This is a genomic window from Rothia amarae (assembly GCF_014705945.2).
GTDB classification, from domain to species: domain Bacteria; phylum Actinomycetota; class Actinomycetes; order Actinomycetales; family Micrococcaceae; genus Rothia; species Rothia amarae.
In genome coordinates, this window is the sequence record NZ_CP061538.1 from 1,901,044 (window position 1) to 1,917,670 (window position 16,627).

Genomic DNA, 16,627 nt, shown 5'->3' on the forward strand with positions numbered 1-16,627 from the left:
CTTCTCGACCACCGCAGTTTAACCAGCAGGAGTTACCGTGCACAGCGAAGACTTTAACGACGTGCGTCCAGCACCTCGGAAGGGATCTGCTCAGCAAGAGTCAGCTCGTGGGACCCGGCAAAGGCAGTCTCGTCAACCGGTTATTTCAGCAACCAGAGTGCGGGGGCAAAAACTAGGGCAGGAGTCTTTCTCAGACCCCATTAATTACCCTGAATTTTCTTCAGACAGCACCAAGGTTAAACGTGCCTGGCTGTTCATGGCTCTCACCTTTTTTATCCCCGGAGCTGTGCAGCTGATTACCGATAGAAAGACACTGGGACGACGCGCTCTCACCGTGACTTTAACGGTGTGGGCTGTGGTTCTGCTGGCGATCGTTTTGGCAGTAGTTCGACGCACCTGGTTATTTTCGCTATTTACCCATAACTTCACCCTGGTCGCGCTGGTCATTGCGCTCGTGGTCTTGGGACTGGGTTGGCTCTATCTTTTTCTCGATACCTTGCGCGTCATCAAGGTTCGGCAGCTTCCTCAGAGGGCTAAAGTTCCAGTGATTCTCGGTTTGGCTGCCATGATGTTGGTGGTCGGCGGCGGGATTGGCTACACGGCATACGTTGCTAATACGGGCCGTGGCGCGCTCAATAAAATCTTTGCTGGTGGTACCGATCTCAAAGAAGAAAACGGGCGTTACAACATTCTGCTCATGGGTGGCGACGCCGGTGCCGACCGCGTGGGTCGCCGTCCAGACTCAATGACGGTGGTATCCATTGACGCCGATACCGGTCAAGCGGTCACTATTTCGGTTCCACGTAACACTCAGAATGCGCCGTTTTCTCCTAACTCGCCACTCTGGCAGGTCTACCCCGAAGGCTTCAATTGCGGAGACGAGTGTATTATCAATGCGCTCTACACCGATGTGATGCAGAATCATCAGGACCTCTATCCCGATTCCAATGATCCCGGGGCTGAGGCGACTATGGACGCCGTCTCGGGTGTGTTGGGCATTGAGGTCAACAATTACATGCTGATTGATATGGACGGTTTCGCCCAGCTCATTGATGCTCTAGGAGGCATCACTATTGATGTGGGTGGTCGTGTTCCCATCGGTGGCGGTACTGATTTGATGACCGGTCAAAAGAACCCCATCGACGGTTATATCGAGCCTGGAGTGCAGAAGCTCGATGGCTTCCATGCTCTGTGGTACGCGCGCTCCCGCGAAGGCGCCACCGACTACGAGCGTGAGGCGCGGCAACGCTGTGTTCAGGCAGCTATGCTTAAGCAGATGAATCCCACCAACGTCCTCTCCAAGTTCGGTGATATTGCCGCCTCTGGTGAGCAAATTGTCGAAACTAATATTCCCGAAAATTCGTTGAGCGGTCTTGCTGATATAGGTTTGAAGTCCAAGGACTTCCCGCTGATTCAGTACGCTGCAGGTCCGCCTTACTACAGTGATACGTTCCCCACCTACCCCGATTTTGATCAGCTCCATGCCGATGTGCAGAAGGTACTGCAGGACTCTAAGGACGGCATCCAGCCCTCTGGCGTAGCAGAAAATGCTGGGTTCTTTGGAGGAGATACATCAGCTCAGGGGGCTCCGCTGACGTCAACAGTGGAGATTCAGACCGTAGCCGAGCTCTCGGAAAACGGTACTTGTTCGGTTCCCTAAACCCCAGGTGAACCCGGTAAGCTGGGTTGCATGAGTAATATTCTGCAGTCAGAAGTATGGGCTAAATTTCAGGAGTCAAACGGCCACCGGGTCTTCCGCGGTGAAGGTGACGGATGGCGCTATATCGCTACCTTAGAGGGCGGTAAGACCGGGCGTTATCTGTATGCCCCGTACGGACCTGAAGCAAACAGCGCTGCAGCGTTTGATGAGGCAATTGCTGATTTGAAGCGCGTGGCTGCAGAGAATAAATGCTGGTTTATTCGAGTGGAACCTACGGACTCCTCCATCTGGGGTGAAGGCTCTGGCGAGGAGTTCTTGAAGAATCGCGGGTTCAAACTGTCGCCTCGTCAGATTCAACCCGGTCACACTCAGGTGATTGATTTGGAGCAGTCTGAAGAAGAGATTCTCAAGGCAATGCGCCCCACCAACCGCAACCTGCACCGCAATATCCACAAAAAGGGTGTGACGTTCGAGGTTTCCCATAACCCCGAGGACATCGACATCCTCACCAAGTATTTAGAGCAGACCGCTCAGCGCAACGATTTTAACCGCCAGCAGGACGACTATCTCAAGCAAGTAGCGCGCGTCCTGATGCCTGAAGACGCCGCGCGGCTCATCATTATTCGCAGCGAAAATGGTGAAGCTATCGGCTCCACGTTTGTCTACGATTCGGATGATACACGCACCTACGCTCACGCGAGCTACTCGTTTGAGCACCGCAAGCTCAGCGCTAATAACCCGCTGGTCACCACCATGATTTTTGATGCCAAGAAGAAGGGTCTGAAATATGTAGACCTCTTTGGCATCGCCCCTAACGATGATCCCGACCACGAGTGGGCAGGCTTCACCAAATTCAAGAAATCATTTGGCGGACGCTCAGTGGCTTATCCTGGCACCTGGGATTTGCCGGTTTCGACTAACGGCTATCGCGCTTACGAGGGAATTCGTGCCGCTCGTGAAAGCCTGGGCAAGGCACAGAAGACCGCACGCCAGCAGGTTATCCCCCAGGCTAAAAAGCTGGCGGGTAAGGCGAAAAATACCGCGGCATCCGTGGTAAGCACGGCTAAGGCTCGCCTGAAGAAATAGGTAAAAACGCTCTTTAGAGAGAAAGGCTCCACATGCAGGTGGAGCCTTTCTCTATGCCTAAATTTCTCTATGCCCACATATTGGGTTTAGAAATCGTATTCATCGGTCATACGAACTTCAGACTTACGGTTGAGGAGCTTATCCCAGCGGCTCAAATCGTGCTGAGCTTCGACCGTACGGACGGTACCTGACTGCGCACGCATAACGATTGAATGGGTAGTAATGGTCTTACGTCCGTATCGAACGCCGCGTAGCAACTTGCCATCGGTGATACCGGTTGCTGCAAAGAAGCAGTTATCCGAGGTCACCAAATCATCGGTGGTAAGCACGCGGTCGAGGTCGTGACCAGCGTCCAATGCCTTCTGTTTCTCGGCGTCATCGGTAGGAGCCAGGCGACCCTGAATAATTCCACCTGTTGCTTTGATAGCGCAGGCAGCGACAATACCCTCAGGAGTTCCGCCGGTTCCCATCATCAAATCGACGCCGGTACCGTGGCGAACAGCGGCAATCGCGCCGGCGACATCGCCGTCCAATATCATGCGAGTACGCGCACCGGTTTCGCGGATTTCTTCAATGAGCTTGGCGTGACGCGGGCGATCGAGTACGCACACGGTGAGCTGATTGACCGGCTTGCCCAAAGCTTTAGCGGTCAAGTGCAGGTTCTGTTTAACCGGCAAACGCAAGTCCACCAAATCAGCAGCGTCGGGACCAACTACAAGTTTTTCCATGTAGAACACTGCAGAAGGATCAAACATGGTTCCGCCGTCTGCCACAGCAAGAACTGATAAAGCGTTATCCATACCCAAAGCTGTGAGACGAGTGCCATCAATAGGATCTACCGCAACGTCAAACGCTGGACCGGTTCCATCGCCCACATATTCACCGTTGAATAGCATGGGAGCTTCATCTTTTTCACCTTCGCCGATAACGACCTGCCCATTAAAACGCACAGTAGAAAGACGGTAGCGCATCGCATCTACTGCTGCGCCGTCTGCTTTGTTTTTATCTCCTGCACCCACCCATGGTGCTGATGCGATAGCTGCTGCCTCTGTTGCTCGCACCAATTCCAACGCCAAGTTTCGATCTGAGTAAATTTCCTGCTGGCCAGTCAGATTTTCTGACATATAATCCTCACCCTCGAGTATTCTGTCCATCGCTTATGCGGCGATTACTGAGCATCGTTGCTCTATGCTACTTCTCCACCATAGTTGGCTTAAGTCTCTGTCGCCTCTCTATAAGCTATTTTTAAGTAGATTTAGCGTTAATTTTGCACAAGCTCCCGCGCATTTAGATTTTTTGCTCGCTCTCAGGGACAATAAACGAGTGAGTATTAACCCTGAGGAACTTCCCAACCATCCCACAGAGTCTGCCTCCGCAGCCTCGTCTGCTTCTGCCCCTCAGTCGGCAGAACCGGAGGTAAAGCCGCAGATTACCGAAAAGCAAGCGGCTCGAATCAATGCCCCAGCACGCAACATGATTATTTCCATGCTGGTGATGATTGCTCTGTTGGTGCCTTTCCTTTTGCTGGCGCCCCAGCTCACCAACTCACAGAATCATTACGACCCCAACGTCGATCTACACGGCACCGCCTATAACGCATCTCAGGAGGCAAAGTACCCGGTTGCCGCGCCAGAGCCTGAGGGGTGGACCTACAACTTTGCCCGCTGGACCACAGCACAGGCGGATAAAATCGATGTGTGGAGCACCGGAATGGTGACACCCAGTCAAAAATACATCGAACTGATGCAGGCTAAAGGAACTAACCCCACGTGGATCGCTAACAAGGTAGAAAACGCAGCGATTTCAGGCGAGAAAGAAATCAACGGCACCACCTGGGAAATCCGCACGCTTGAAGATCCCAAAGAAGATAAAACAACTACCTCTTATATTGCTGAGGTCAACGGCACTACCGTAATTCTCACAGGCGAAGCGGAACCAGCCGAATTTGAGCAGCTAGCAAGCGCCGTCGTCGACTATTCCAGAAACCCCACCATGACGACGGAGCCCACCGCCTCTTCTGGTATTAAGTAAATCATCAGTAGACTGACATAACGTATTAGTTGGTACAGAAATTAGTGGAGGAATCATGTCCCCAAAGCTCACCCCTGCTCAGGCTCTGAAAGATCTGCTGGCGGGCAACCAACGCTTTGTGAGCGGAGAAGTAAAACACCCTAACCAGGACGCCCAGCGTCGTGCTGATTTGGCATCGGGTCAGAACCCCTTTGCTACTTTGTTTGGTTGCGGTGATTCCCGTCTCGCGGCAGAAGTAATTTTTGACCAGGGTCTTGGCGACATGTTCGTGGTACGCACCGCAGGGCACGTGGTCGAATCAGCAGTATTAGGCTCTATCGAATACGCAGTGGTAGAGCTGGGCACGCCGCTGGTCGTCGTGCTCGGACATGACTCCTGTGGCGCCGTCACTGCTGCTAAAGATTCGCTGGAAAAGGGCGAACTACCCGGCGGTTACATTCGCAATCTGGTGGAACCCATTTTGCCGTCTGTGATTGCGCCGCATCTGCCAGAAGACGCCTCAGTCAATGACATGGTTCGCGAACATACCAGGCAGACCTCCGCCCGTATTTTGGAGCAGTCCCACCTGATTGCCCAGGCAGTCAAAGATAACCGCACCGCCGTTTTAGGCATGTTCTATCATCTGGCAGAGGGTGAAGTTGAGATTGTCTTCGCCTCGGAAAACCTGGCAGATCAGGTCTAAATTCTGAGAAATTTGATGGGTATTCATAGAGTATCCAAGCTGTCGACCGACGCAGCATCGGCAAGCAATCCCTCTTGCCTGCTTCGCTAGCGCTCAGAAAGACAATTCACGCCAGACCCAGCCAGCTTGCCTCCTGCTGCGTCGGTCTCCAGCGCTACCTTGTGCATCAGCATCTTCGCTCCTCATATTTCGCAAAGTTGCAGCTTTTTCTACCCTCGACCATGTAGGACGAGCCCAAACAGACTAAGGTTAGAACTATGGCAGAAAACACTGAATACCGCATTGAACATGACACCATGGGTGAAGTTCGAGTTCCCAAAGACGCCCTCTACAGCGCACAGACTCAGCGCGCAGTGGAGAACTTCCCTCTCTCCGGTCAGACCCTCGAATCAGCGCATATCAAGGCGCTCGCCCTGATCAAGAAAGCTGCAGCAACCGCTAACGAAGAACTGAACGTGCTCGACGCTGAGCGCGCACAAGCAATTCGTGATGCCGCTGATTTGGTAGCGTCCGGTGAGTACGATGAACACTTCCCCATCGACGTCTTCCAGACCGGTTCGGGAACCTCCTCAAATATGAACACCAACGAGGTCCTCGCCAACCTGGCGAATAAAGCACTAGAAGGCAAGGACGTCTCGGTTCACCCTAACGACCACGTCAACGCTTCGCAGTCCTCTAACGACGTTTTCCCCACCTCAGTACACGTGGCAGCAACATCGGCGCTCATCAATGACTTGAAACCCGCCTTGGAATACCTCGCTGAGTCTTTGGAACGTAAAGCTGAGGAGTTCAAGGACGTCGTCAAGTCGGGTCGTACCCACCTCATGGACGCAACCCCTGTAACTCTGGGTCAGGAGTTCTCCGGTTACGCAGCTCAGGTTCGCTATGGCATCGAGCGTATTGAGGCGTCTTTGCCCCGTGTAGCTGAAGTTCCCCTGGGCGGAACTGCTGTGGGCACCGGCATCAATACCCCCGATGGTTTCTCTGCTCGCGTGATTGAACTTCTCGCTGAAGAAACCGGTCTGCCCCTGACCGAAGCACGCAACCATTTTGAGGCTCAGGCAAACCGTGACGGTCTGATTGAAGCATCGGGTCAGTTGCGCAACATCGCCTACTCCTTCATGAAAATTAACAACGACCTTCGCTGGATGGGTTCTGGTCCAAACACTGGCCTGGGTGAGCTGCACATTCCTGATTTGCAACCTGGCTCATCTATCATGCCCGGCAAGGTCAACCCAGTGATTTGTGAGGCATCCATCATGGTTGCTGCGCAGGTCATCGGTAACGACACCACTATTGCGCTTTCCTCCACCAACGGTGCGTTTGAGCTCAACGTGGGTATTCCCGTCATGGCAGCTAACCTCCTGCAGTCAATTCGCTTGCTCACCAACACCTCCCGCGTGATGGCAGACAAGATGATTGACGGTTTGGAAGCTAACGTAGAGCGTGCCCGTTTCTTGGCTGAAGCTTCGCCGTCCACCGTAACTCCCATGAATAAACTCATCGGTTACGAAGCCGCAGCAAAGATTGCTAAGTACTCGGTAGCGCATAAGGTCACTGTTCGTGAAGCTGTGATTGCGCTTGGTTATGTTGAGCGTGGTGAAGTCACCGAAGCTCAGCTCGATGAGGCGCTGGACGTCACCAAGATGCTCGGTAACTACTAAGCCTTCCATGACATTCAGGAGGTAAATCCCCGCCCTTGCTCTCAAGAGCGGGGATTTCTTTATATGACACAAAACTCTGTGATACCAACGATAAGCACCAGCGTTTCGAATCACAGTAGGCTTACTATAGGAATATTTCAGCAATCTAATCTGCTAAAGATAGAAGAAAGACAACGAAAGGGACACTTCAGTGAAACTTGCAGAACAAATAATCCAGCAGCTCATTGATGCCGGCGTCAAGCGTATTTACGGCGTCGTGGGTGATTCACTTAACCCAATTGTGGACGCCGTCCGCGAATCCGGCGGTTCCGCAAAGGGCGGTATCGACTGGGTACACGTTCGCCACGAAGAAGTTGCAGCTTTCGCAGCGAGCGCGGAAGCTCAGGTCACCGGTGAATTGGCAGTATGTGCTGGTTCCTGCGGTCCTGGCAATATGCACCTGATTAACGGGCTCTACGACGCACATCGTTCGCAAGCTCCTGTTCTGGCTATCGCCTCGCATATTCCTTCTGCTCAGATTGGCACCAGCTACTTCCAGGAGACCCACCCCGATCGCCTGTTCGCTGAGTGTTCCTCGTATTCAGAGATGGCGATTAATCCCGCACAGACCCTGCGCATCATGAATTCGGCTATGCGCCACGCCATCGGAAACCGCGGCGTCGCCGTCGTTTCGATTCCCGGTGATATCGCTGCAGAAGAGGCAGTGGAGAACGTTCCCGAGTGGGGAGATTTGCGCCGCGGCGCCATCGTTCCTGATCAGCAGACCATCCAGGAAATTGCCGATCGCATTAACAAGGCGGACAAGGTAGCTATCTTCGCTGGTGCCGGTGTGGAGGGTGCTCACAGCGAGTTGGTTGCCCTGGCAGATAAGGCTGCGGCTCCTGTGGGTCACTCCATGCGCGGCAAAATGTTTGTTCAGTACGACAACCCCTTCGACGTCGGCATGACCGGTCTGCTCGGTTACGGTGAAGCTGCAGAGGGCATGAAGGAAGCCGATCTGATGATTCTCATCGGCACCGACTTCCCCTACGATCAGTTCCTCCCCGATACCGACACCATCCAGATTGACCGCAACGCCGCCGTCATGGGCCGCCGCACCAACGTGGGTTTGATGGTCGAAGGGGACGCCGGGGCCACCTTGCGCGCCATCCTGCCGCTGGTCAAGTACAAGAAGAACCGTAAGTTCCTCAAGAGCCTGCTCAAGAAGAACGAAGCCATCATGACCAAGGTCGTAGGAGCTTACGCTGAGAAGCCTTCCCGCAAGGGTCCTATTCACCCCGAATACGCTATGGCTATTTTGGACGAAGTTGCATCTGAAGACGCCATCTTCACTGCAGATACTGGCATGTGCAATGTGTGGACCGCTCGCTATGTCACCCCTAATGGCAAGCGTCTTTTGCTCGGTTCGTTCCTCCACGGATCGATGGCGAATGCGATGCCCATGGCAATTGGTGCCCAGGTTTCCCAGCCCAACCGCCAGGTAATTTCAGTATCGGGCGACGGTGGACTCTCCATGCTGCTGGGCGATTTGCTCACTGCTAAGATGTACAACCTGCCCCTCACCGTGGTTGCGTTCAATAACTCAACTCTGGGTATGGTCAAACTCGAGCAGCTGGTGCAGGGCTTTGAAGATTATGGTGTGGATGTTCCTGCAACTAACTACGCGGACATCGCAGAAGCTATGGGCTTCCAGGCAATTCGAGTAACCCGCGCTAAGGATCTGAAGGCAGCCTACGAGAAGGCTCTTGCCCACAATGGTCCTTCGTTGGTCGAGGTTATTACCGACCCCAACGCTCTATCAATGCCTCCTGAGGTTGAAGCTAGCCAGATTGTTGGATTCGCGACGTCGCTGTCGAAAATTGCGCTGAACCGTGGCGCTGGTGAAGCTGTGGCTATGGCACGGTCGAACCTGCGCAACGCGCGTGCTTGGCGTCAGTTCTAACCTTCTAAAAATCGATTGACCGCCGTAGCGTGTTTTGACCATGAATACCTGGTCAAAACACGCTACGGCGGTCAAAACTTTTAACCTACAGCCCGAATGCTCCCCCGCTGACCAAAATCGCAATACCTAGCACAATCAGCACCAGCGGAAAGAGAAAACGCTCCCCTTTTTCAAGCAGTTCATCGATGCCTGGGCGGGTCGCTACAAATTTGGCGAGATAGACAAGTGCCACGGTCATCAGCAGGAAGAGTAACGAATACACCAGCACGCCCTGATAGCCCACGCTTAAAAAGACAGGCACATAGACGCCGATGTTGTCTCCACCGTTTGCAAAAGTTACGGTTGCCACGGTTGCTATAGAGACGCCTCGGGAGCTATCAAGCTCATCGTCGTCCTCGCCACGAAATGCATCCCAAGCCGCTTTGAGCCCGAGAACCAGCGGGATTAAACCAAAATATGGGATAGCTTGTGGGGGCAAGAAAGTGTTCGCACCCCAGGCAGTCAGAATAGCCACGGCAAGGATACCCACGAACCCCGCCATCTGACCGAGCATAATGCGCGCGGTCGTTCTAGACTTTCCGGCTCCTCGGGCAAAAAAGAGCGAAAGGATAATGACGTCGTCGATGTTCGTGACGACAAATAACCCCATGGCTTGAATTATGTGAGTGAGCACTAGAAACCCCTTCTAAAATTGCTCTACAACTGATGTGTATTTTCTAGACCGATTCAAATCCGAAACGCGCGCCGTTGCGCCAATCTAGCGCAGCGTCGATGCGGTCAATCATGCGTTCCCCGCACAGATCGTTAATTTCCTCGCGGGTTGCCCAGTGAACCTCTGATGATTCTTCATCGTTGACTTTCGCTTCACCCGCAACATATCTGCAAAAGAAAGTATGGTCTAAGAACTGACATTTGTCCCCATTAGAAAATTGCTGGGGTGGATCTGCTTTGAGCTGGGCAAATGCCACTACCTCGATGCTTACATTGGCTTCTTCTTGGGCTTCGCGGACGACGGTGAGCGCAGGGTTCACCCCCGGGTCCACGATGCCGGTAATCGGCGTCCAGCGCCCGTTATCTGACCGTTTAACCAGCAGAATTTTGCCGTCTGATTCGCGTTGAATGACTGCGGTAGCTCCAGAGAGCCACAGCATCTCATGACCAATTTTTGCTCTTAAGCTGGTAATAAATTCTGGTGTTGGCATAAAGGACTCCTCCAGTTTAGGCGGGTATAAAAAGGGCGAAGGTGGCGCCGATGAGCATGAAAGGGCCAAACGGGATATGGGTTTTTGCACGTGCTTTGCGGGTCACCACCAGCGCAACGCTCACCAAACCTCCCAGTACAAAAGCAATGAGAGTTGCCCAAATACTATTGAGAGGAGCAACAAAACCGCATATCAAACCGATAATGCCGGCAAGTTTAACGTCGCCTAGACCCAGTGCGTTGCGGGAAGCTTTGCGTAGAATCCAGTAAGACCCCATCAGAAAGACAGCACTATAGGTGCTCTGGCGGGCGTGCCAAAAATCATCGCTCAGTATGAAAATCAGAAAAATCGGTATGCCCACCCAGAGATACAGTGGAAGAACGATTCGATCCGGTAAGCGGTGCTCGCGGATATCAATGACACTTAAGCGCACTCCCTGCAACAGAAAAACAACCAGCGCGAACACCAGCAAAGCGCCTTGAACGCCGGCTACTACATGCCCTGCACTAGCCTGCGCAAAATAATGGTTTAGGTAAACCTGCATGAAAAAGTATCAGCTTATGAGCCGTAGCGGCGCTGGCGGTTGGAGAAATCTCTGAGAGCCCGCAAGAAATCGACGCGACGGAAATCAGGCCACAGAGCTTCGCAGAAGTAAAACTCAGAATAGGCGGATTGCCATGTCAGAAAGCCAGAGAGCCGTTGCTCACCCGAGGTGCGAATCAATAAATCAGGGTCAGGCATACCCTTGGTGTAAAGGTGGCGGCTAATATCTTCGATATCAAGACCAGCGGCCACCTCTTGCATCGAACGCCCCGCGGCCGCCTCTTCTTTGAGGAGTTCACGAACGGCGTCCACAATCTCCTGCCGCCCGCCGTACCCCACGGCGATATTCACTTGAAGGTCAGAGATTTCCTCGGTTTGCTCCCCAGCTGCGTCAAATGCTTGGCACAGCGACGCCGGCAAAGAGGTCAGTTGCCCCACCGGCCGAATTTTGCCTACTTTACTCTCAGCGAGGTAGCCCACCAGGTTCTCGATGACGTCCAGCAAATCTGCCAGTTCGGCAGGGCTCCGCTTGAGGTTTTCAGTAGAAAGCATGTAGAGAGTCACCATCGGAATGCCCAATTCCCTGCACCATGACAGAAAATCGACCACGTTCTTAGCACCCGCCTCATGCCCGTGTTTGGTGCTCTCCCCCAGTTGCGCTGCCCAGCGGCGGTTGCCGTCCATCAGCACACCAATATGTTGGGGAAGTTTGTCTGCAGGAATTGCACCAGCCAGTGAGCGCTCGTACACGTTATACAGTGGCTGAGATAGCTTCACGGATCTGGCTCCTTAGGCATCAATGGACGTATTGCGGTACCAACACACGGTTGGCAACACTTTTTATCGTACCGCAGTCTCTCCGCGGTCGCGGTGATGCGCGGAGGCAGTAGAGTCTTTCCCGCAATAGAGGGATAATAGGTGCAACGATTGGTCAAAGAGATGTGAGGTTCTGATGTCAACTGTTGCGTCTTCAAAGAATAAGAAATCTCGCAGGAAAGTTCCTGCACCCATCGTCATTAACGGTGTTGAGTTGAAACCGCTGATGCGCGGATGGCTACACGCGGGGTTCGCCCCGTTCGTTTTTGTGGCGGGCATCGTCCTGATTGCGCTCTCCGGCGGCGGGCGTTTGGGGCTGGGGTGCGCGATTTTTGCACTAACCGGCGTCATGCTTTTTGGTTTTTCTGGAATGTATCACCGCGCTTATTGGCCCGAGCGTCTGCGCTTGTTCTTCAAACGGCTCGACCATGCAAACATTGCCCTCGTTATAGCTGGCACCTACACGCCTCTTGCTATGGCTCTTCTGAGCGATGCACAGCAAACCACGTTGCTCTGGATTATTTGGGCGTGCGCGCTGTCGGTGGTGCTGTTTAGGGTTCTATGGACGCATGCGCCGCGCTGGCTCTATACCCCAATTTATGTGGTGATGGGGTTGATGGCGGTGTTCTACCTCGGCGACTTCTGGCAGGTATCTCCCCCGGCGACCGTCCTAGTAGCGGTAGGTGGAGCCGTCTATATCTTGGGCGCGGTGTTTTACGCTCTCAAACGCCCCCACCTGTCCCCGCGTTATTTCGGCTTTCACGAACTATTTCATGTGTGCACCATTATCGGTTTCACGCTGCACTATATAGCAGTTGTCTTCGCGATTTCTTCCTGAATCCCTGGGCGCAGGCATAGTATTGGGGCGGCTCATAAGGAAAAGAAACAACTCCAGACCGGTGCAATAGTTATAAGCAATCTCCTCATCCAGCGCAAAGAAAAGGGGCTTCCCATCGGGAGCCCCTTATGTTTACAAATGGAAATTTTCTCGTGTCTCAGATTTCAACGCCAGATTCTTCAGATCATCAGCGGTGGTGACCGAGACCGACCCCTCTTGCTCTTGGAGGGCGCGAGCGCGCTCTTCTGCCTCACGCGCCATCGCGTACTCGTTGCGGTAGCGTAGACGGCGCGCACGTCGAGTCATATCCAACATCAGCAAAATAATCCCGATACCCAGAATCAACGTGATAATAAATCCCATGATTCCAGGGGAACCGGTGGGCGAGCCGTCCTGGTTATACTGCTGTTGCGTGGCATCGGCTGCAACAATTACTGTGCTAGCTAGAAGAGGGTGAATCACGTTTCTTGTATCCCATCAGTGACGGCGCGGGCGCTACAGCACCCTTATTCAGCCTTATTTTACGCGTTTATTCAGATTATTTGGAGTCTGACCGCTAGTTCGAGAAATCGATACCATCGGCGAAGTCAAATTCTGGTAGTTCTGTTTTGACGCGCGAATCAATGAGTACGTAATCTTCCCAGGGCCAGATGTCGCGCTGCTGTTCGGGGCTGACGGCGAAGAAAAGATCTCCGGGAGCTACCTGCGAAGCGTGGGCGAGCAGGGCTTGGTCGCGCCGGGTGAAGTACTCGACAGCTGGAATTTTCGTGGTGGTTTGGTGGCGGGAAACCGGCGGAATCTTCCCCTCTTCAGCCTCCTGGCGCATCGCAATCCACTGGGCATAGGGGCTGTCTAGTCCCTGCTCCAGCAGAAATTCATGGAAAGCAAGAATACGCTGAGGGTTAAAGGCAAGGTCATAGTAAAGCTTGGCAGGCGCCCAAGGCTTGCCCTCGTTGGGGTATGCAGAAGCGTCACCTGCTTTTTCATATGCTTCTACCGCAACTTTATGACTCATAATGTGGTCGGGGTGGGGGTAGCCGCCGTTTTCGTCGTAGCTGAGAATAACGTGGGGCTTGAAATCCCGGACAAGACGAATCAGTGGCGCTGCGGCGTTTTCCAGCGACAGCGTGGCAAAGCTACCCCAGGGCAGCGGGGGTAGCGGGGGTAGCGGATCACCCTCAGGTAGTCCTGAATCTACAAACCCAACCCAGCGGTGTTCGATGCCCAAAACTTTGGCAGCTTCTGCCATTTCCTGCCGACGCAAGCCCGGCAGGTCACGGAAAGCTGCGGGGTTCTCTTTTACCGCTTCGTTGAGAACGTCGCCGCGTTCGCCACCGGTCATGGTTGCAACCATGACGCGCGCGCCACGCTCAGCGTAGGCGGCCATAGTGGCAGCGCCTTTGGAGGATTCGTCGTCGGGGTGCGCGTGTACAGCAAGAATACGCAAGCCCGAGTAATCGTCCGCCAGGGGCTTGAGCTCCGAGAGCAACGATGTATTCGGTTCTTCTGCAGTATTCAATGAATTATTTGTAACGCTCACCAGGGAAACTCCATGATTTCTTCGATATGGTAGAAAAAGGTATGTGGGCGCATCTGTAAAAGCGCCATAGTTAGTCTAGCTAATAGACCTGAAAATATACCGATGGATATTACCCAGTGTGAATGGAGAATGAGCATGTCTAGCTCCTTGGACTCCCGCTATGGAACAGCGAATCGGCGTCAAAAGCTACCGCGCTCATTCTGGATTTCACTGGCTGTGATTGTCTCTGTGATTGGTATTGCATTTGTGGGTTGGGTTCAACTGCATCAGGCGTCATCCAGCCCAGATTTTAGGGACATCAGCCACAATCTCAAGAGCGACGACGAAGTCACGCTGACCTTCGAGGTGGTCAAAGACCCCGAATCTACGGCAATCTGCGCGCTGAAAGCACTGAATGAAGCCAGCGCGCCGGTGGGATGGACCGAAGTCACTATCGGCCCCAATTCGCCGGAGATGGGTGACTCTACCGTCCGCCAGCAAACCTCAACGGTGCGAGTTCTTTCCACTGCCACTACGGTCACGGTCGACCGCTGCTGGAACGCCGGCTAACGACGCTGCCTCCCCCAGCTCGTCATATATCGCTTGAGACTAATACCACTGCGAATATTAGCCAAACACACTAAGTGCACGTAGAATAGGGCACATTCGAACGGGGCTGGTTGCCAGCCCCTCTTATTATGTAACTACAGATTCCCGTCTGTATGGAAGGAGAACATCATGGCTGAAGAAACTGAAGGCGCTTGGATGACCCAGGATGCATACGATCGTCTCCAGGAGGAGCTCGACCGTATCTCTGGTCCCTACCGCCAGGAAATCATTGAGCGTATCGCAACTGCCCGCGATGAGGGCGACCTCAAAGAAAATGGTGGCTACCATGCTGCCCGCGAAGAGCAGTCCAAGAACGAGGGTCGCATCGCGCAGCTCAAGCACCTGCTAGAGACTGCACAGGTAGGCGAGCCTTTGAAAGACGACGGCGTTGTCGAGCCCGGCATGGTCGTTGAAGCCGAAATTGCTGGCAAGACGATGAAGTTCCTCTTGGGCTCCCGCGAAGTAGCGGAAACTCTGGTGGGCGATGAAGACCTGCAGGTTTTCTCTGAGAAGTCACCGATGGGTTCTGCAATCAACGGGCATAAGGTAGGCGACAAGGTCTCCTACGAAGCTCCCAATGGTAAGACCATGGAAGTTCTTATTAAGACCGCTAAGCCTTTCTCTGCATAAGGCGTAGAAAACCCTCAAAGCGCGCTGAACGAATAAAGCCCGGCTGAGTTTTCACTCAGCCGGGCTTTACTAATCCCTCAGAATTTTTTAATACACCACGATAGGTTGGTAGCCTGCATCGGTTAATGCTGAGAGAACTTCTTCGCAGTGCTCATTTCCTTTGGTTTCCATGTCAATGGTGATAGAGACATCACCCATGGATAGCGCACCGCCCACGCGGGTATGGTCAACGCCGGTGACGTTGGCATCCAGCGAGGAGATGATGGAGGAAATAGTGGTCAACTCACCGGGGCGATCTTGTAGCATCATTTTGATGGTGAGATAGCGCCCGGCAGCTGAAAGACCGCGCTGGATGACTTTGAGCATCAGCATCGGGTCAATATTTCCGCCCGAGAGCAGGCAGACGGTTGTGCCTAGATTCCCGTATTTTTTCTCGATTTCACGATCCATGACCGCTGCCACCGGCACTGATCCGGCTGGTTCGACCACCAGTTTGTTGCGCTCCATCAAGAAAATCAATGCACGCGCAATATCGTCTTCAGAGACCGTATGGACATCGTCTACGAGCTCTTTAATGATGTCAAAGGGCATCTGCCCCGGTCGACCAACGGCAATGCCGTCTGCGATAGTGGAGACTTTTTTCAGCGGTACTAAAGCGTCGGCAGCCAGCGACGGCGGGTACGCGGCGGCATGTTCTGCCTGCACGCCGATGATTCGGATTTTTCGCCCCAGCTTTTCTTCGAGCGCCCGAACCGTGACCGAAATTCCTGCCAGAAGCCCTCCACCGCCGACTCCAACAATGATGGTTTCGACGTCGGGAACCTGTTCAAGAATTTCCAGACCGATCGTTCCCTGACCAGCGATAATATCCGCGTTATCAAAGGGATGTACGAAGACGGCGCCGGTTTCTTCGGCATACCTCTTTGCTTCGGCGAGCGCCTCATCGACCGTAGCGCCGTGCAGAATAACCTCAGCGCCACGGGACTTCGTAGCTGCGATCTTGGGCAGAGCCGCGCCCAATGGCATGTAAATGCGTGCCTTAATACCAAGTTGTTCAGCAGCTAGAGCAACCCCTTGTGCGTGGTTACCAGCCGAGGCGGCAACTACGCCGTAAGCTTTTTGCTCGGCGGAGAGCTTAGCCATACGAACGTAGGCTCCACGCACCTTGAAGGAACCTGACCGTTGCAGATTCTCACATTTGAGGTAAACCTCGGAGCCCAACGCGTTTGTGAGGGCCCTCGAGTGTTCCACCGGCGTCAGCTCAATCACCGATTCAAGAAGTTCGGCAGCCTGTTGAACGTCATCGAGAGTTACCGGTAATTCAAGTGCAGAATACGCCACGGTGGGTTCCTTCATCTGGTGGATACATATCTTCAACGTGAACTAAGCATAGTACCCAGTCACC

Annotated in this window: 17 protein-coding genes; 9 read left to right on the forward strand and 8 right to left on the reverse strand. The window is 53.5% G+C overall.

Going from position 1 to position 16,627, the window contains the following annotated elements; genetic code table 11:
• Positions 1–37: 37 nt before the first annotated feature.
• On the forward strand, positions 38–1,660 hold the full coding sequence (locus IDM48_RS08900) for an LCP family glycopolymer transferase (protein WP_190616999.1): 1,623 nt from the start codon (positions 38–40) through the stop codon (positions 1,658–1,660).
• A gap of 30 nt (positions 1,661–1,690) precedes the next feature.
• On the forward strand, positions 1,691–2,746 hold the full coding sequence (locus tag IDM48_RS08905; protein ID WP_145175537.1) for a lipid II:glycine glycyltransferase FemX: 1,056 nt from the start codon (positions 1,691–1,693) through the stop codon (positions 2,744–2,746).
• 86 nt (positions 2,747–2,832) lie between these two features.
• On the opposite strand, the gene glpX is transcribed toward IDM48_RS08905, so the two are convergent.
• Entirely contained in the window at positions 2,833–3,870 is a 1,038-nt protein-coding gene (gene glpX, locus IDM48_RS08910; RefSeq protein ID WP_068168916.1) for a class II fructose-bisphosphatase, read from the reverse strand.
• Between the two features lie 199 nt (positions 3,871–4,069).
• Here glpX and IDM48_RS08915 point away from each other — a divergent pair, with 199 nt between their 5' ends.
• From IDM48_RS08915 to IDM48_RS08930, 4 genes are all read left to right on the forward strand, one after another.
• The gene (locus tag IDM48_RS08915) at positions 4,070–4,777 is read left to right on the forward strand and encodes a DUF4245 domain-containing protein (protein ID WP_190617001.1); all 708 of its coding nucleotides are present in this window, start codon (positions 4,070–4,072) and stop codon (positions 4,775–4,777) included.
• 55 nt (positions 4,778–4,832) lie between these two features.
• Entirely contained in the window at positions 4,833–5,459 is a 627-nt protein-coding gene (locus IDM48_RS08920) for a carbonic anhydrase (RefSeq protein WP_190617002.1), read from the forward strand.
• A gap of 257 nt (positions 5,460–5,716) precedes the next feature.
• Positions 5,717–7,123, forward strand: coding sequence for a class II fumarate hydratase (locus IDM48_RS08925; RefSeq protein ID WP_145175543.1), 1,407 nt, complete (start codon positions 5,717–5,719; stop codon positions 7,121–7,123).
• Positions 7,124–7,313: 190 nt separating this feature from the next.
• On the forward strand, positions 7,314–9,065 hold the full coding sequence (locus tag IDM48_RS08930; RefSeq protein ID WP_190617004.1) for a pyruvate dehydrogenase: 1,752 nt from the start codon (positions 7,314–7,316) through the stop codon (positions 9,063–9,065).
• A gap of 85 nt (positions 9,066–9,150) precedes the next feature.
• On the opposite strand, the gene IDM48_RS08935 is transcribed toward IDM48_RS08930, so the two are convergent.
• The 4 genes from IDM48_RS08935 to IDM48_RS08950 form a co-directional block, all read right to left on the reverse strand.
• Entirely contained in the window at positions 9,151–9,714 is a 564-nt protein-coding gene (locus tag IDM48_RS08935) for a cadmium resistance transporter (protein WP_190618740.1), read from the reverse strand.
• A 67-nt stretch (positions 9,715–9,781) separates the two neighbouring features.
• Positions 9,782–10,267, reverse strand: coding sequence for an NUDIX hydrolase (locus IDM48_RS08940; protein ID WP_190617006.1), 486 nt, complete (start codon positions 10,265–10,267; stop codon positions 9,782–9,784).
• A 16-nt stretch (positions 10,268–10,283) separates the two neighbouring features.
• The gene (locus tag IDM48_RS08945; protein ID WP_190617008.1) at positions 10,284–10,811 is read right to left on the reverse strand and encodes a prepilin peptidase; all 528 of its coding nucleotides are present in this window, start codon (positions 10,809–10,811) and stop codon (positions 10,284–10,286) included.
• 14 nt (positions 10,812–10,825) lie between these two features.
• A complete protein-coding gene (locus IDM48_RS08950; protein ID WP_068172846.1) occupies positions 10,826–11,587 on the reverse strand; it encodes an isoprenyl transferase in 762 nt (253 codons plus the stop codon).
• Between the two features lie 175 nt (positions 11,588–11,762).
• Between IDM48_RS08950 and trhA the strand changes: the two genes are divergently transcribed.
• Entirely contained in the window at positions 11,763–12,464 is a 702-nt protein-coding gene (trhA, locus tag IDM48_RS08955) for a PAQR family membrane homeostasis protein TrhA (RefSeq protein ID WP_190617010.1), read from the forward strand.
• Positions 12,465–12,596: 132 nt separating this feature from the next.
• Here trhA and IDM48_RS08960 read toward each other — a convergent pair whose 3' ends face one another.
• Both IDM48_RS08960 and mca read right to left on the reverse strand, forming a co-directional pair.
• A complete protein-coding gene (locus IDM48_RS08960) occupies positions 12,597–12,926 on the reverse strand; it encodes a hypothetical protein (RefSeq protein WP_151146854.1) in 330 nt (109 codons plus the stop codon).
• A 94-nt stretch (positions 12,927–13,020) separates the two neighbouring features.
• Positions 13,021–13,953 carry a mycothiol conjugate amidase Mca gene (gene mca, locus IDM48_RS08965; protein ID WP_190618742.1) on the reverse strand — a complete coding sequence of 311 codons (933 nt, stop codon included), beginning with the start codon at positions 13,951–13,953 and terminating at the stop codon, positions 13,021–13,023.
• Between the two features lie 186 nt (positions 13,954–14,139).
• On the opposite strand from mca, the gene IDM48_RS08970 reads away from it, so the two are divergent.
• Together IDM48_RS08970 and greA are read left to right on the forward strand one after the other, a co-directional pair.
• Positions 14,140–14,553 carry a DUF4307 domain-containing protein gene (locus IDM48_RS08970; protein WP_158004418.1) on the forward strand — a complete coding sequence of 138 codons (414 nt, stop codon included), beginning with the start codon at positions 14,140–14,142 and terminating at the stop codon, positions 14,551–14,553.
• Between the two features lie 168 nt (positions 14,554–14,721).
• Positions 14,722–15,222 carry a transcription elongation factor GreA gene (gene greA, locus IDM48_RS08975; RefSeq protein ID WP_190617012.1) on the forward strand — a complete coding sequence of 167 codons (501 nt, stop codon included), beginning with the start codon at positions 14,722–14,724 and terminating at the stop codon, positions 15,220–15,222.
• 87 nt (positions 15,223–15,309) lie between these two features.
• On the opposite strand, the gene ilvA is transcribed toward greA, so the two are convergent.
• Entirely contained in the window at positions 15,310–16,578 is a 1,269-nt protein-coding gene (ilvA, locus tag IDM48_RS08980) for a threonine ammonia-lyase (RefSeq protein ID WP_145175560.1), read from the reverse strand.
• Positions 16,579–16,627: the final 49 nt, after the last annotated feature.

Excerpts from the sequence above, each read along its gene's own strand:
- IDM48_RS08905 (WP_145175537.1), top strand. The coding sequence starts at position 1,691 with ATGAGTAATATTCTGCAGTCAGAAGTATGGGCTAAATTTCAGGAGTCA.
- glpX (WP_068168916.1), bottom strand. The coding sequence starts at position 3,870 with ATGTCAGAAAATCTGACTGGCCAGCAGGAAATTTACTCAGATCGAAAC.
- IDM48_RS08920 (WP_190617002.1), top strand. The coding sequence starts at position 4,833 with ATGTCCCCAAAGCTCACCCCTGCTCAGGCTCTGAAAGATCTGCTGGCG.
- IDM48_RS08925 (WP_145175543.1), top strand. The coding sequence starts at position 5,717 with ATGGCAGAAAACACTGAATACCGCATTGAACATGACACCATGGGTGAA.
- IDM48_RS08935 (WP_190618740.1), bottom strand. The coding sequence starts at position 9,714 with ATGGGGTTATTTGTCGTCACGAACATCGACGACGTCATTATCCTTTCG.
- IDM48_RS08940 (WP_190617006.1), bottom strand. The coding sequence starts at position 10,267 with ATGCCAACACCAGAATTTATTACCAGCTTAAGAGCAAAAATTGGTCAT.
- IDM48_RS08945 (WP_190617008.1), bottom strand. The coding sequence starts at position 10,811 with ATGCAGGTTTACCTAAACCATTATTTTGCGCAGGCTAGTGCAGGGCAT.
- trhA (WP_190617010.1), top strand. The coding sequence starts at position 11,763 with ATGTCAACTGTTGCGTCTTCAAAGAATAAGAAATCTCGCAGGAAAGTT.
- IDM48_RS08970 (WP_158004418.1), top strand. The coding sequence starts at position 14,140 with ATGTCTAGCTCCTTGGACTCCCGCTATGGAACAGCGAATCGGCGTCAA.
- greA (WP_190617012.1), top strand. The coding sequence starts at position 14,722 with ATGGCTGAAGAAACTGAAGGCGCTTGGATGACCCAGGATGCATACGAT.
- ilvA (WP_145175560.1), bottom strand. The coding sequence starts at position 16,578 with ATGAAGGAACCCACCGTGGCGTATTCTGCACTTGAATTACCGGTAACT.